Raw genomic sequence first — 14,054 nt, 5'->3', positions numbered from 1 at the left:
GGACCGGTGCTGCCGGGACCAGCCTACTGTTCCGGGGTGCCGTGCCGCTCGGGTCGGGCGGGGGCCGTGGGGCAGGATGGGTGCATGTCTAACCGCCTCGCGCACGAGACCTCGCCGTATCTGCTGCAGCACGCCGACAACCCGGTCGACTGGTGGCCCTGGTCGCCGGAGGCGTTCGCCGAGGCGCGGGAGCGGGGGGTGCCGGTGGTGTTGAGCGTGGGGTACTCCAGTTGCCACTGGTGTCATGTGATGGCGCACGAGTCCTTCGAGGACGAGTTGACGGCGGCCTACATGAACGAGCACTTCGTCAACGTCAAGGTGGACCGCGAGGAGCGGCCGGACGTGGACGCGGTCTACATGGAGGCCGTGCAGGCCGCCACCGGGCAGGGCGGCTGGCCGATGACCGTGTTCCTCAACGCCGACGCCGAGCCGTTCTACTTCGGCACCTACTTCCCGCCGGAGCCGCGGCACGGGATGCCCTCCTTCATGCAGGTGCTCGAAGGGGTGCGGACCGCGTGGGTCGGGCGGCCCGGGGAGGTCGCCGAGGTGGCGCGGAAGGTGGCCTCGGACCTCGCGGGCCGGAAGCTGGACTACGGGCGGGCCGGGGTGCCCGGGCCGGAGGAGCTGGCGCAGGCGCTGCTGGGGCTGACCCGGGAGTACGACCAGAGCCGCGGCGGGTTCGGCGGGGCGCCGAAGTTCCCGCCGTCCATGGTGGTCGAGTTCCTGCTGCGGCACCATGCCCGGACCGGGTCGGAGGGCGCGCTCCAGATGGCCGCCGACACCTGTGAGGCGATGGCCCGGGGCGGGATCTACGACCAGCTCGGCGGCGGGTTCGCCCGCTACTCGGTGGACCGGGAGTGGGTGGTCCCGCACTTCGAGAAGATGCTCTACGACAACGCGCTGCTGTGCCGGGCCTACGCCCACCTCTGGCGGACCACCGGCTCCGACCTGGCCCGCCGGGTCGCCCTGGAGACCGCCGACTTCATGGTCCGGGAGCTGCGCACCGAGCAGGGCGGATTCGCGTCCGCGCTGGACGCGGACAGCGACGACGGCACCGGCCGGCACGTGGAGGGCGCCTACTACGCGTGGACGCCGGCGCAGTTGCGCGAAGTCCTGGGGGAGGCGGACGGGGAGCTGGCCGCCGAGTACTTCGGGGTCACCGAGGAGGGCACCTTCGAGCACGGCAGCTCGGTGCTGCAGCTGCCGCAGGAGGGCCCGGCGGCGGACGCCGTACGGCTCGCCGGGATCCGGGAGCGGCTGCTGGCGGCCCGGAACGGGCGGCCGGCGCCGGGCCGGGACGACAAGGTGGTCGCGGCCTGGAACGGGCTGGCCGTGGCGGCGCTCGCCGAATGCGGGGCGTACTTCGGGCGGCCCGACCTGGTGGAGCGGGCCACCGAGGCCGCCGACCTGCTGGTGCGGGTGCACTTCGACTCCACCGCGGGGCGGGCCCGGCTGTACCGGACCAGCAAGGACGGCAAGGCGGGCGCGCACGCCGGGGTGCTGGAGGACTACGGGGACGTGGCCGAGGGATTCCTCGCGCTGGCCTCGGTCACCGGGGAAGGCGTCTGGCTGGAGTTCGCCGGGTTCCTGCTCGACCTGGTGCTGGACCGGTTCACCGCCGAGGACGGCACCCTCTACGACACCGCCCATGACGCGGAGCGGCTGATCCGGCGGCCCCAGGACCCGACGGACAACGCGGCCCCGTCCGGGTGGACGGCGGCGGCCGGCGCCCTGCTGTCGTACGCGGCGCACACCGGGTCCGAGGCGCACCGTACGGCCGCCGAGCGGGCGCTGGGCGTGGTGCACGCGCTGGGGCCGCGGGTGCCGAGGTTCATCGGGCACGGACTGGCCGTCGCCGAGGCGCTGCTGGACGGGCCCCGGGAGGTGGCGGTGGTCGGGGACCCGGCCGATCCGGCGACGGCCGCACTGCACCGGACCGCGCTGCTGGCCACGGCCCCCGGGGCCGTGGTGGCGGCGGGGGCGCCGTCGGCCGTCCGGCCGGGGGAGGGGGAGTTCCCGCTGCTGGCCGACCGGACGCTGGTCGGCGGTCTGCCGGCGGCGTACGTGTGCCGGCACTTCGTGTGCGACCGGCCGACGACGGACCCGGCCGCGCTCGCGGAGCAACTGGGTTCCACGGCCGCCGCCGACCATTGAGCGCTGCCCCGGCCTCCCCCGTCCGTGGACGCGTCGCCGCCCGTGTGCGGCCGGGCCCGCATCCGGCCCGGCCGCTGACACCCGGCACCCAGCGGTCGGCCCCGGGCCCGCCCCTGCCCGGCGATCCGGGACCGGGGCCCAGGCCCCGACCCGCCCGTGCGGCGCCGCGCCCCGCCGCTGACGGCCAGCGATCCGCAGTCAGGGGCCCGGGCCCGCACCCGCCCGGCGCTCGGTGCCCCGGGCAGGCCGGCATCCGGCCCCGCCGTGGCGCCGTCGGCCGCCACCCGTCTGCGCCCGCCCGTATACGGTCGGCGGCCGCACCGCCCCCCGGTACCACGGGCGCGGGCCCGCCCCCCCCGTACCACGGGCGGCGGCCAGGCCGGCGCCCGTCAGGCGTGGGAGTAGGCCGCCAGGGAGATGCCCACGTAGTGGGTGACGAAGGCGACCAGGGTGAGGGAGTGGAAGACCTCGTGGAAGCCGAAGAAGCGGGGGGAGGGGTTGGGGCGTTTCATGCCGTAGATGACCCCGCCCGCGCTGTAGAGGAGGCCACCGACGATCACCAGGACCAGTACGGCGATGCCGCCGGTCCGCATGAAGTCGGGGAGGAAGAAGACGGCGGCCCAGCCCATGGCGATGTAGCAGGGGGTGTACAGCCAGCGCGGGGCGCCGACCCAGAAGACCCGGAAGGCGATGCCGGCCGCCGCGGCCAGCCAGACCGCCCACAGCAGGGTCCGGCCGGTGGAGGGCGGGAGCAGCAGGACGGTCAGCGGGGTGTAGGTGCCGGCGATGATCAGGAAGATGTTGGCGTGGTCGAGCCGGCGCAGGATGGCCTCGCCGCGCGGGCCCCAGGTGCCGCGGTGGTAGACCGCGCTGACGCCGAAGAGCAGGCACGCGGTGAGGATGTACACCCCGCAGGCCACCCGTGCCTCGGTGGAGTCGGTGAACGCCATCAGCACCAGGCCGGCGACGACCACGGCGGGGAACATCCCGGCGTGCAGCCAGCCGCGCATCATCGGCTTGCCGAGGGCTTCCGCGAGCGGTTCAGCAGTCATACGGCCATGCTACCTACGGTTCCGTAGGTTTTCTGTGGGTGGGATCCCACCTTTCCTCGCGTGAAACATCCGCTTTACCGAAGATTGAATCGAGTGGCGATGCTCACGTGAGAGGCCCCCTGGACATATGCGCACATCCACCGGATGATCAGATGAGTGCGGTCGGCACCGGATGAGCGGAGCGCGAAGCGTCCGGGTCGCAGCCCCCACGGGGCAAACACCAAACAACCCCTCTACAAGGAGCAATCGTGGCGCGCGACAACGCGGCTCCCACCAACCCGACGAACCACCAGGAGCTGCTCTCCTGGGTGGACGAGATCGCAGCCCTCACCCAGCCGGACCGCGTCGTCTGGTGCGACGGCTCCGAGTCCGAGTACGAGCTGCTGTGCGAGGAGCTCGTCGCCAAGGGCACGTTCACGAAGCTCGACGAGGCCAAGCGCCCGAACTCCTACTACGCCGCCTCCGACCCCACCGACGTCGCGCGCGTCGAGGACCGGACCTTCATCTGCTCCGAGAAGGCCGAGGACGCCGGGCCCACGAACCACTGGAAGGCCCCCGCGGAGATGAAGGACCTCTTCGCGGGCGAGAAGGGGATCTTCCGCGGCTCCATGAAGGGCCGGACGATGTACGTCGTCCCGTTCTGCATGGGCCCGCTCGGCTCCGAGCTCTCCGCCATAGGCGTCGAGATCACCGACTCCGCCTACGTGGCCGTCGCCATGCGCACCATGACCCGGATGGGACAGGCCGTCCTCGACGAGCTCGGCACCGACGGGTTCTTCGTCAAGGCCGTCCACACCCTCGGCGCCCCGCTGGCCGAGGGCGAGGCCGACGTGCCGTGGCCCTGCAACACCACCAAGTACATCTCGCACTTCCCCGAGACCCGCGAGATCTGGTCCTTCGGCTCCGGCTACGGCGGCAACGCCCTGCTCGGCAAGAAGTGCTACGCGCTCCGCATCGCCTCGGTGATGGCCCGCGACGAGGGCTGGCTCGCCGAGCACATGCTCATCCTCAAGCTGACCCCGCCGGCCGGCGAGGCCCGCTACGTCGCCGCCGCCTTCCCCTCCGCCTGCGGCAAGACCAACCTGGCCATGCTGGAGCCCACGATCCCCGGCTGGACGGTCGAGACCATCGGCGACGACATCGCCTGGATGCGGTTCGGCGCCGACGGCCGGCTCTACGCGATCAACCCGGAGGCCGGGTTCTTCGGCGTCGCCCCCGGCACCGGCGAGCACACCAACGCCAACGCCATGAAGACGATGTACGCCAACACCGTCTTCACCAACGTCGCGCTCACCGACGACGGCGACGTGTGGTGGGAGGGCATGACCGAGGAGGCGCCCGCGCACCTCACGGACTGGAAGGGCAACTCCTGGACCCCGGAGTCCGGGACGCCCGCCGCCCACCCCAACGCCCGGTTCGCCGTCCCGGCCGCCCAGTGCCCGACGATCGCCCCCGAGTGGGAGGACCCCAAGGGCGTCCCGATCTCCGCGATCCTCTTCGGCGGCCGCCGCGCCTCCGCCGTCCCGCTGGTCACCGAGTCCTTCGACTGGAACCACGGTGTCTTCATCGGCTCCAACATCGCCTCCGAGAAGACCGCCGCCGCCGAGGGCAAGGTCGGCGAACTGCGCCGCGACCCCTTCGCCATGCTGCCGTTCTGCGGCTACAACATGGGCGACTACATGGCCCACTGGGTGAAGGTCGGCGCCACCGCGGACGCCGCCAAGCTCCCGAAGATCTACTACGTGAACTGGTTCCGCAAGAACGACGCCGGCAAGTTCGTCTGGCCCGGCTTCGGCGAGAACAGCCGCGTCCTCAAGTGGATCGTCGGCCGCCTCGACGGCACCGCCGAGGGCGTCGAGACCCCGATCGGCATCCTGCCCACCAAGGACTCCCTGGACCTCGACGGCCTGGACCTGCCGGCCGCCGACCTGGACTTCCTCCTCACCGTCGACAAGGAGGTCTGGCGCGAGGAGGCCGCCCTGGTCCCCGAGCACCTGAACACCTACGGCGACCACACGCCCAAGGAGCTGTGGGACCAGTACCACGCACTGGTCGAGCGGCTCGGCTGAGGGTCACACCCGACGCCCGGCACCCCCTGAACGTGGGAACCCCCGACCAAGCGGCTCCCACCGTTGCACCGGCCCGTCAGGAAGAGCGCTTGCGCTCCTCCAGATAGGCCGTGTGCGTCTGCTGACGGCGGGCCTCCCTGTCCTGGAGGTCCGCCGTCAGCTGTTCCGCCTCGTCGTACAGCACCGACAGCTGCCGCTCCAGATGCCGTTCCGGCGGCTCCGTCCCCGGTTGCAGCCGGTTCCACCAGCGGGCCCGGTGGTAGGTGTCCACCGACTCCGGGACGTCCGTCCGGACCGCCCGGGACAGCACGTGCACCGACTCCGGATCGGCCGCCAGCACGTCCGCGACCCAGCCCGGGTCCAGCAGCCGCCCGTACAGCTCCAGCAGCTCGGTCAGCTTCCCGCCGGCCGCCGGCGGCAGCTCCACCTCCGCCAGATAGGCGCGCAGCCGGCCGAAGTCCTCCCGGACCACCCCCAGCCGCTCGCTCGGGTCGAACTCCGGCGGCGCCACCCGCGCCGGCGGGGCGATCAGCGCCCCCGCCCCGTACAGCCCGGCCACCACCAGCGGCCAGGCCGAACCCGCCGCACCGGTCAGGGCCAGGCCCACCCCGAGCAGCCCGCCGGCGCTGCCGGCCAGGTTCTTCCCCGACTCCAGGTACGCCAGGACCCGCCTGGCCCCGCCCCCGCCCCGCCTACTGGTAGCCACGGATCTCCTCGAAGGCCCCGTTCAGCGAGCCGCTGCCGCCGGTGGCGTCGAACAGCCGCCCGCCGGTCAGTTCGGTGACGTGCCCGAGCTCCGCCCGGTCCGAGTCCCCGAACAGCACCGCGAACACCGGGGTGGTCCGCTGGGCCGCCGGCAGCCCGGCGAAGAAGGCGTCGAAGTGGCCCGCGTCCACCCCCTCGGTGTTCTCCCCGTCCGTCATCAGCACGATGGAGGTGAAGGCGTCCGAGCCCCCCTGGCCCAGATGCCGGTACGCCGCCTCCAGACTGCTGTAGACGGCCGTGCCGCCCTGCGGACGCAGGGCGTCCACATCGGCCCGGACGGCCGCCAGCGCGGCCTCCGGCGCCCCCGGCTCCACCACATGGGTGCGCACCTCCTTCACCTTCGAACCGAAGGGCAGCAGGGTCACCTCCTCGCGGTCCCGGAACCGGTGCCCGGTCCCCGAACTCCCGCTCCCGGTCAGCTCGGTGAGCGCCCCCTTCAGCTTCCCGATCCGGTCCTCCTCGGACATCGAGCCGGAGGTGTCCAGCACGTACACGGTCCGCGAGGGCCGGCGCAGCTCGTGCTCGTACGAGGCGAGCAGCCCGTCCGCCACCGCCAGGGTGCCGGGGAACGGCAGCTCCCGGCGCGGTTCGGCGGCCAGCCCGCCGGCCGGCGCCACCCCGGCGACCACCGGCCGCCGGAAGGTCTCCCCGGTGATCGCCCGCTGGGCCTCCGGGCTCCGCAGATAGCCGGTCAGCAGCCGGCCCGACTCGCGGGCTCCGGGGGGCGCCGAGGCCAGCAGGGTCAGCGGGTAGTCGGCGGTGACCACCCCGTCCCGCGGCCGGATCACGGTCAGCCCGGTCCCGGAGTCCCGGTTCATCGACAGCAGCACCGACTCGTAGTTCACCAGGGCGGCCACGTCCGAGCGCCGGGTGTAGGCGGTGGCCAGCCAGCCGGAGGAGCCGGAGGTGAGCCGCTGCCCGGCGAAGAACTCCTTCAGCCGGGGCGCGGCCTTCGCCACGTCCGCGCCGGTGAGGGCGGCCTGCGCGCCGGACAGTCCGGAGGCCACCGACACCAGCGCGGAGAAACCGGAGTTGGAGCGCACCGGGTCGGTCATCCCGTACGTCAGCCGCCCGGCGGCGACCGCCGAGTGCACCGCCGACCAGGTGACCTCCTCCGGCTTCCAGCCGAGCCGGGCCAGCGCCTGCGGCTTCACCCCGACGGCCACCGGCGAGGACATCACCGGGGTCTCGGAGCCCAGCTTCCGGGCCGCCTCGGGCCGCAGCCGCAGATAGTCGTTGGAGGACAGCCAGACGGCGTCGTACGTCCCGTCGGCCGCCCCGGACGCGATCCGCTCCACCGCGTCCAGGGTGCCGGTCCAGGTGAGCTCGGTCCGGACCCCGGTGGCCTTCTCCGCCCGGTCCAGGACCGGCCGGAGGTCGGCCAGCTCGCTGGAGGCCAGCACCCGCAGGGCGCCGTCCCGGTAGGCGGCGCTCCGCCCGGTCTCCGGGCTGCCGGACGGCTCCTCGGAGGTGCATCCGGCCAGGGCCAGCACCGCGGTCAGCACGAGGGCGAGCGCGCGGGCGTGGGTGTGGGCGCGGGCGCCGGCCGGCAGCGTGCCGCTCCGGCCCCTCACCGGGGGTCCCCTTCCAGGGCCCCGGAGGTCCGGGTGCGGGCCAGGTGCGCGGAGGCGGCCCGGAGCTCCCCGGTGAGGGACTCCACGGTGGCCGCCATGTTCGCGGTGGCCTGCACCTTGAAGCTGTCGATGGTGTCGAGGGTCCGGTAGATCTGCTGGAAGGCGGCCCGCAGGGTCTCCGCGCCCACCGCCGGGTCGGCGGCGATCCGCTGGATCTCCCCGCTCCGGGTGCTCAGCATCTCCGCGTTGCCCCGGATCAGGTCCTCGGTGGTGCCGCGCAGGCTGTCGACCTGCTCGACCACCTTGCGCTGGTTGTCCAGGGCGGAGGCCAGCATCACCGCGATCCGCAGGGCGGACACGGTGGTGGTGGCGGCCCGGTCCACCCCCTTGATCAGCTCGTCGTTGTTCCGCCGGACCACGTCCATCGCGAGATAGCCCTGGGCGCAGACGGCCAGCTGGGTCAGCAGGTCCTGGTGCTTCTGCCGGACCGGGAACAGCACGTCCGCGCGGATGGCGTCGGCCTGCTGGGGGTGGGCGGGCGCCACCTCGGCGATCCTCGCCTCCACGGCCGAGTCCAGGGCCTCGGTGAGGACCGCGTACTCCTGGAGCTTGCCCATGGTCTCCCAGAGCCGGGCCCGCTCGGTGTTCAGGGCGGCGTTGTCGCGGCGGAGCTCGTCCTGCCCGCCGCGCAGCGCGCCCACGATCCGGTCGAGGGTGGCCCGGGAGGAGGCGTACTTGGCGACGTGGTCGCGGAACCGGTTGCCGCCGGGCAGCCTGGACAGCAGCCGGCGGGCCCCCTTGGCGGGGGCGTCCCGCGGATCGAGGTCCTCGACCGTGCGGCGGAGCTCGACCAGCGAGCCGGCGACCCGGCCCTGGGCGTCGCCGCCGTCCCCGCCGTCCCGCCCGAGGGAGCGGACGGCCCGGTCGAGCATCCGGTTGGACTGCTGGGCGGCACTGCGGATGTCTGCCCCGCCCAGCCCGGTGATCTCGCCGATCCGGGTGGCGAACTCGGGGGAGCGGGCGTCGAGTCCGGAGAGCGAGCCGACGTACTCCGCGGCCCGGCGGGCCATCTCCTCGTGCACCCCGTCCTGGAGGGGGACCAGGCCGGAGGCCTGCTCGGGGCGGACGGCGGGCACCGGCTCGGGCGGGTGGAGGACCAGCGGCGCGGCGGCCGGGTCCGGGTTCTCGGGCGGTGTCGGTGTCATGGGATGCGTGTCCTCGCCTCTGGCCTCTATGACTCTGGCCGCTAGCCCCTGGCCCGCTCGGCGAGCTTCCGGAGGATCTTGACGGTGGGGGTGCCGACCTGGTTGATGCCCTTCAGGTCCTGGTTCAGATAGGCGGTGCGGCCCGCGTTGGCCTTGCCGAACTCCCGTACGCCGTTCTGCGGTCGGAAGCCGTGCCGGACGGCGAGTTCGCGCAGCCGGGGGTCGGTGGCGAGGAGCTCGCCGAGACCCTTGGCGGCGTCCCGCAGCGGGACGAAGGTGTGGTCGCTGTTGACGGTGGTGTCCGGGTACAGCACCACCATGTCGGCGGGCTGCTGGCCACTCTGGAGCAGTGCGGCCACCTGGGACTCGTACACCAGCACCAGCGGCTGTCCGGCCCCGCTGACGAACTCGCGGAACGGGGCGTCGGTGCTGGGCGGCTGCTGGCCCTGCGGCGCGGTCAGCTTGTTCAGCAGCGGTGCCACCGCCTCGACGGCCCGGTCGTCGGAGACGATCACATGGTCGTTGGCCACGTTGGAGACGGCGGCCAGATAGAGGGCGCCGGAGTTGGAGGAGGTCGGGTCGGTGGACCGGACCAGCACCTTGCCGAGGAGCTCGGGGTGCGCGGCGGAGCCCTTGAGCTGCTGCCAGGTGCGGTCCGCGCGGGCGGCCTTGACGAACTCGCCCATCAGCAGGGTGCCGGTGTTCGTCCCGGCCATCCGGACCAGCCCGTTCGCGGCGAGCACCTGTGCGGTCCCCGTACGGGCGACCACCACGAGCGGGGAGAAGAAGGGGACGGTCCGGGCGCCCTGGACCTTGGCCCCGGCCTGGATCTCCTTGGCCGGTTCGGCACTGCCGGGAAAGGCGAAGTCGTATTCGTTCAAGGGGAGTTGGTCCATGGCCCAGGAGCCGGACGTCTCTGTTTCGACGGTGTAGCCCTGGGCGGAAAGGGCTTTCACCACGTCGGGATCGGCGAAGAACTCGGCCTTCTCCGAACCGATTACTCCGCGCACGGTCTTCGTTGCCGTGTGTGCTGGGTCCTGATCTCCGCCTCCTGCCAAGATGACGGTTACCACGCCACCGATCAGCAGGACTGCCAGGACGATTCCGAGGATGCGTCTCACGTGCGCAGCGTGCTCGCGGAAACCCACGTTCCGGGCCGAGTTGAATGAACGTCAGGTGACGGGGTCGTCCCACTTCGACATGGGCATGGGAAGGGATCCGGCCATGGGCGCATCGCGATGGCAGGGCTGGTTCACGGGGCTGGTGGGGCTGGCGGCCCTGTTCGTCTTCGCCCCGCTGGGCCTGTACGTGTGGGCCGGCGGCGACGGCTCGGCGCCACCGGGCGGCGGGGCGTACGCGCCGGGCCCGGACGCGGCGGTCTCCGGCTGCCGAATCGATCCGGCAAGCCGGCGGGCGCAGGCCGAGGTGGAGGTGACCAGCCGGGCCCCGGGCCCCGGCGGCTACCTCCTGACCGTGGAGTTCCGCACCACCCCGCCACCGGCGGCACCGGGCGCCATGGGCTCCGCGGGGGTGGTGGGGTCGGTGGGCGCGGCCGGCTCCGCAGGGGCGGTCCGCGCACTGGTGCGGCTGGACGCCGTCGCACCGGGGGAGACGGCGCGCGGGGAGGCGATCGGCCCGGTCTGGCCGGCCGGAACGACCCCCTGGTGCGGCGTGGCGGCAGCGGAATTCAGCCCGGCGACGCGCACCGGGGCCACGGCGGGCTGACGGCGGACCGACCGACTACGGCGGCCATCGACCGCCGGGGCGGCGGCGATCGCCGAGGGTCGGCGGGGGCGCCAGGGCGCCGAGGGCGATCGGGGGCGCGGAGCGGTCGGCGGCCGCGATGGGCCGCCACGGGGGCTGTGGACGGCCGACAAGCGCTGCTGACGGCCCTGCGCGGTCACTGGCGGGGGCCCGCCAAGGGGCCGGGGCGGCCATGACGCGGGCGCCATGGCTCCCGGTCCGAGGCCTCCGCGGCCCCGGACCGGGGCCGTCAGGGGGTGGCGCCGGCCAGGTCGGGGGCGGCGGCCAGGGCGGCGGTGTGCGCGTCCATCTGCTCGGCGGCGAGGATCGCGACACCGGTGTCGGCGCGCGAGGCGGCGACCAGGAGGACCCGGGCGGCCAACTCGTAGGCGCGGCGGTGCAGTTCAGGGGTGGCGGCGGGGGTCTCGCCGGGGCCGGTGTGCCGGAGGGGCGCGGCGCCGCGCAGTCGGATCATCTGGCCGGTGATCCGCTCGGCGGCGGCGTCCAGGCCGAGTTCGTCGGTGACGGCGAGCAGGGCCGCCAGATGTCCGGCGAGCTGGATGTCCAGTTCCTCGGCGCGGCTGCGGTGGGGATAGTCGGTGCGGCCGCGGCCCATGCGGTGGACCGCGGCCGCCGACTTGCGGTTCGGTTCGTACACGAGGGGGCCTCCTGCGGGATCAGGAGACCATCCTACATTGGAATCGGTCTAAAGTTGAGTCGAATCCGAGCCATGGGTGGGCGCGGACGCCCGCCCCGGCCCGTCCTAGTGCTGGGAGTAGCCGTCCAGGAAGGTCCCGATCCTGGTCACGGCGTCGGCGAGGTCCGTGGCGTTCGGCAGGGTCACGATCCGGAAGTGGTCGGGCTCCGGCCAGTTGAACCCGGTGCCGTGCACCACCATGATCTTCTCGGCCCGGAGCAGGTCCAGGACCATCTCCCGGTCGTCCTTGATCTTGTAGACGGCCGGATCCAGCCGGGGGAAGAGGTAGAGCGCGCCCTTGGGCTTCACACAGGTGATGCCGGGGATCCGGGTCAGCAGGTCGTACGCCGTGTCGCGCTGCTCCAGCAGCCGCCCGCCCGGGAGCACCAGGTCGTTGATCGACTGCCGGCCGCCGAGGGCGGTGGCCACCGCGTGCTGCGAGGGCATGTTCGCGCAGAGGCGCATGTTCGCCAGGATGGTGAGGCCCTCGATGTACGAGCCGGCGTGCTGCTTGGGGCCGCACACGGCCATCCAGCCGGCCCGGTAGCCGGCCACCCGGTAGTTCTTGGACAGCCCGTTGAAGGTCAGGCAGAGCAGGTCCGGGGCGATGGCGGCGGTGTTGGTGTGGGTGGCTCCGTCGTACAGGATCCGGTCGTAGATCTCGTCGGAGCAGACGACCAGGTTGTGGCGGCGGGCGATGTCCGTCAGCCCGCGCAGCATCTCGTCGTCGTAGACCGCGCCGGTCGGGTTGTTCGGGTTGATGATCACGATCGCCCGGGTGCGGTCGGTGACCTTGCGCTCGATGTCGGCGAGGTCCGGCATCCAGTCGGACTGCTCGTCGCAGCGGTAGTGCACGGCGGTGCCGCCGGCCAGCGACACCGAGGCGGTCCACAGCGGGTAGTCCGGGGCCGGGACCAGCACCTCGTCGCCGTCGTCGAGCAGCGCCTGCATCGACATCTGGATCAGCTCGGAGACACCGTTGCCGAGGTAGACGTCCTCGACGTCCAGGTCGATGCCCTTGGTCTGGTAGTGCTGCATCACCGCGCGGCGCGCGGACAGCAGCCCCTTCGCGTCCCCGTAGCCGTGGGCGGTGCCCAGGTTGCGGAGCATGTCCTCAAGGATCTCCGGCGGGCACTCGAAGCCGAAGGCCGCGGGGTTGCCGGTGTTGAGCTTGAGGATGCGATGACCTGCCGCTTCGAGTCGCATGGCCTCTTCGAGCACGGGGCCGCGGATCTCGTAGCAGACATTGGCGAGCTTCGTTGACTGGATCACCTGCATGACGGGAGCTTACGGGTCGCCCGGCGCGGCCGCTCGGCCTTTCCCGCCCACCGGCGGGTGGCGAATTGTCCCGTTTCGGGGGATGAGGAGGCGGGAACCCCGCCCACCCTTGGAAACCGGGGCCCACCCCCCACCCCCACCTGCGGAACCACTACCACCCGCCGCCTCCACGGGCCCGGGTGTTGTGCTCGTCACTTCGGGGGGTGCGTCAGGTGCCGCCGCCCGGACCACGGCCGTGCCGTGCCGCCGGGGCACGCCGCCGCGCCGCGCGTGCGCCGGGCCGACGCCCCGCCGGCGCACGCGGCGCCCGCCCGCCTGGCGGCGCGCCCGGCATGGCGGTGCCCGCCTCGGCCCCGTACGGCGGCGGCACCGGCCCTACGGCCGCTTCGGGTCGGCGGTGTGGGGGCAGGACTTTCCCGACGGTTTCGGGGGCGGCACCGGCCGCACCGGGGCCGGAGCCGTGTGAATTTGGTCTGGACCTGCGCCTTGCCGGGGGGTGGCGGGGGGACCAAGCTCGGTTCATGGACCTGGAGTTGCGGCACCTCAAGACCGTCCGGGCGATCGCCGACGCGGGCAGCCTGACCCGGGCCGCCACCGTGCTGGGGCTGGCCCAGCCGGCGCTCAGCGCGCAGCTCAAGCGGATCGAGCGGACCCTCGGCGGGCCGCTGTTCCTGCGCGGCCGGGACGGGGTGCGGGTCACCCCGCTCGGCGAACTGGTCCTGGAGCGGGCCCGGGTGGTGCTTCCCGCGCTCTGCGAACTGCGGGAGGAGGCCGTCCGGTTCGCCCGGGAGGGGACCGGCGGCTACCGGCTCGGCGGCACCCACGGACCGCTGCTCGGCGGGCTGGTCGACCGGATCGCCCACGCCGATCCGGGCGCGGCCGTGACCACCCACACCTCCTGGTCGGAGCGGGAGATCGCCGGCGGGGTGGCCGAGGGCCGGCTGGACTTCGCGCTGATCGGGGTGTGCGGGGAGAGCGCCCCGCCGGAACCGGGCCGGCTGGCCTGGCTGGAGGTGGCCCGGGACCCGGTGCACGTGATGCTGGCCGCGGACCACCCGCTCTCCGCCCGGCGCGAGATCGGGCTCGCGGAGCTCTCCACCGAGTCCTGGACCGACGTACCGGGCGACGGCTGCTTCGGGGACTGCTTCGCCGCCGCCTGTGTCCGGGCCGGGTTCACCCCGGTCTGCGTGTACGAGACGGACACCGCGTCCTGTGTGCACCTGGTGCAGGTGGGCCGGGCCGTCGGCCTGTGCCGGGCCACCTTTCCGGCGACCCCCGGGCTGGTCACCCGCCCGCTCACCGGCACCCCGCTGGTCTGGCGGCACCTGCTCGGCTGGCATCCGGCGGCCCGCGCCGCCGCCCGGGCCGCGGAAGTCCTGGCGCACGCCCGTTCCGCGCACACCGAGGCGCTGAGCCGCGCCGCCCACTGACCCGGACCGGCCGGGCCGAGCGACCGGGCGCGCGGCGCATCCGCACGGCGCCGCGCCACCACCGGGGGCGCCGTGCGGACGGGCCGC

11 protein-coding genes are annotated in these 14,054 nt (G+C 73.6%); 4 read left to right on the top strand and 7 right to left on the bottom strand.

Annotated elements, in window-relative coordinates:
• The first annotated feature begins 84 nt into the window (after nt 1–84).
• Entirely contained in the window at nt 85–2,154 is a 2,070-nt protein-coding gene (locus ACZ50K_RS09655) for a thioredoxin domain-containing protein (protein ID WP_468899750.1), read from the top strand.
• A 389-nt stretch (nt 2,155–2,543) separates the two neighbouring features.
• Here the strand turns inward: ACZ50K_RS09655 and trhA are convergent, their stop codons facing one another.
• Complete coding sequence (gene trhA, locus ACZ50K_RS09650; protein ID WP_468899747.1) at nt 2,544–3,206, bottom strand: PAQR family membrane homeostasis protein TrhA; 663 nt, start codon at nt 3,204–3,206, stop codon at nt 2,544–2,546.
• Between the two features lie 248 nt (nt 3,207–3,454).
• On the opposite strand from trhA, the gene ACZ50K_RS09645 reads away from it, so the two are divergent.
• Nucleotides 3,455–5,275, top strand: a complete 1,821-nt coding sequence (locus ACZ50K_RS09645; protein WP_468899744.1) for a phosphoenolpyruvate carboxykinase (GTP) — start codon at nt 3,455–3,457, stop codon at nt 5,273–5,275.
• A gap of 76 nt (nt 5,276–5,351) precedes the next feature.
• On the opposite strand, the gene ACZ50K_RS09640 is transcribed toward ACZ50K_RS09645, so the two are convergent.
• Genes ACZ50K_RS09640 through ACZ50K_RS09625 form a run of 4 tightly spaced genes read right to left on the bottom strand, consistent with a single transcriptional unit; the run spans nt 5,352 to nt 9,967 of the window.
• Entirely contained in the window at nt 5,352–5,981 is a 630-nt protein-coding gene (locus tag ACZ50K_RS09640; protein ID WP_468899742.1) for a hypothetical protein, read from the bottom strand.
• Complete coding sequence (locus ACZ50K_RS09635) at nt 5,968–7,614, bottom strand: substrate-binding domain-containing protein (protein WP_468899740.1); 1,647 nt, start codon at nt 7,612–7,614, stop codon at nt 5,968–5,970. Before ACZ50K_RS09635 ends, ACZ50K_RS09640 begins: the two co-directional genes overlap by 14 nt.
• The gene (locus tag ACZ50K_RS09630; RefSeq protein ID WP_468899737.1) at nt 7,611–8,819 is read right to left on the bottom strand and encodes a toxic anion resistance protein; all 1,209 of its coding nucleotides are present in this window, start codon (nt 8,817–8,819) and stop codon (nt 7,611–7,613) included. Before ACZ50K_RS09630 ends, ACZ50K_RS09635 begins: the two co-directional genes overlap by 4 nt.
• Before the next feature lie 41 nt (nt 8,820–8,860).
• On the bottom strand, nt 8,861–9,967 hold the full coding sequence (locus tag ACZ50K_RS09625) for a substrate-binding domain-containing protein (RefSeq protein WP_468899734.1): 1,107 nt from the start codon (nt 9,965–9,967) through the stop codon (nt 8,861–8,863).
• A gap of 76 nt (nt 9,968–10,043) precedes the next feature.
• Between ACZ50K_RS09625 and ACZ50K_RS09620 the strand changes: the two genes are divergently transcribed.
• On the top strand, nt 10,044–10,544 hold the full coding sequence (locus ACZ50K_RS09620) for a hypothetical protein (RefSeq protein ID WP_468899732.1): 501 nt from the start codon (nt 10,044–10,046) through the stop codon (nt 10,542–10,544).
• A gap of 268 nt (nt 10,545–10,812) precedes the next feature.
• On the opposite strand, the gene ACZ50K_RS09615 is transcribed toward ACZ50K_RS09620, so the two are convergent.
• Together ACZ50K_RS09615 and ACZ50K_RS09610 are read right to left on the bottom strand one after the other, a co-directional pair.
• Nucleotides 10,813–11,220, bottom strand: coding sequence for an SCO4983 family protein (locus ACZ50K_RS09615; protein ID WP_468899729.1), 408 nt, complete (start codon nt 11,218–11,220; stop codon nt 10,813–10,815).
• A 105-nt stretch (nt 11,221–11,325) separates the two neighbouring features.
• Complete coding sequence (locus tag ACZ50K_RS09610) at nt 11,326–12,537, bottom strand: pyridoxal phosphate-dependent aminotransferase (protein WP_468899726.1); 1,212 nt, start codon at nt 12,535–12,537, stop codon at nt 11,326–11,328.
• 521 nt (nt 12,538–13,058) lie between these two features.
• Here ACZ50K_RS09610 and ACZ50K_RS09605 point away from each other — a divergent pair.
• Nucleotides 13,059–13,967, top strand: a complete 909-nt coding sequence (locus ACZ50K_RS09605; RefSeq protein WP_468899724.1) for a LysR family transcriptional regulator — start codon at nt 13,059–13,061, stop codon at nt 13,965–13,967.
• Nucleotides 13,968–14,054: the final 87 nt, after the last annotated feature.

The organism is Streptomyces sp. NPDC033845, assembly GCF_055576225.1.
This window is presented reverse-complemented; position numbering and strand designations above follow the sequence as displayed.

What these genes read in the sequence shown, in the direction of transcription:
- ACZ50K_RS09655 (WP_468899750.1), top strand. Translation starts at nt 85, where the DNA reads ATGTCTAACCGCCTCGCGCACGAGACCTCGCCGTATCTGCTGCAGCAC.
- trhA (WP_468899747.1), bottom strand. Translation starts at nt 3,206, where the DNA reads ATGACTGCTGAACCGCTCGCGGAAGCCCTCGGCAAGCCGATGATGCGC.
- ACZ50K_RS09630 (WP_468899737.1), bottom strand. Translation starts at nt 8,819, where the DNA reads ATGACACCGACACCGCCCGAGAACCCGGACCCGGCCGCCGCGCCGCTG.
- ACZ50K_RS09620 (WP_468899732.1), top strand. Translation starts at nt 10,044, where the DNA reads ATGGGCGCATCGCGATGGCAGGGCTGGTTCACGGGGCTGGTGGGGCTG.
- ACZ50K_RS09610 (WP_468899726.1), bottom strand. Translation starts at nt 12,537, where the DNA reads ATGCAGGTGATCCAGTCAACGAAGCTCGCCAATGTCTGCTACGAGATC.
- ACZ50K_RS09605 (WP_468899724.1), top strand. Translation starts at nt 13,059, where the DNA reads ATGGACCTGGAGTTGCGGCACCTCAAGACCGTCCGGGCGATCGCCGAC.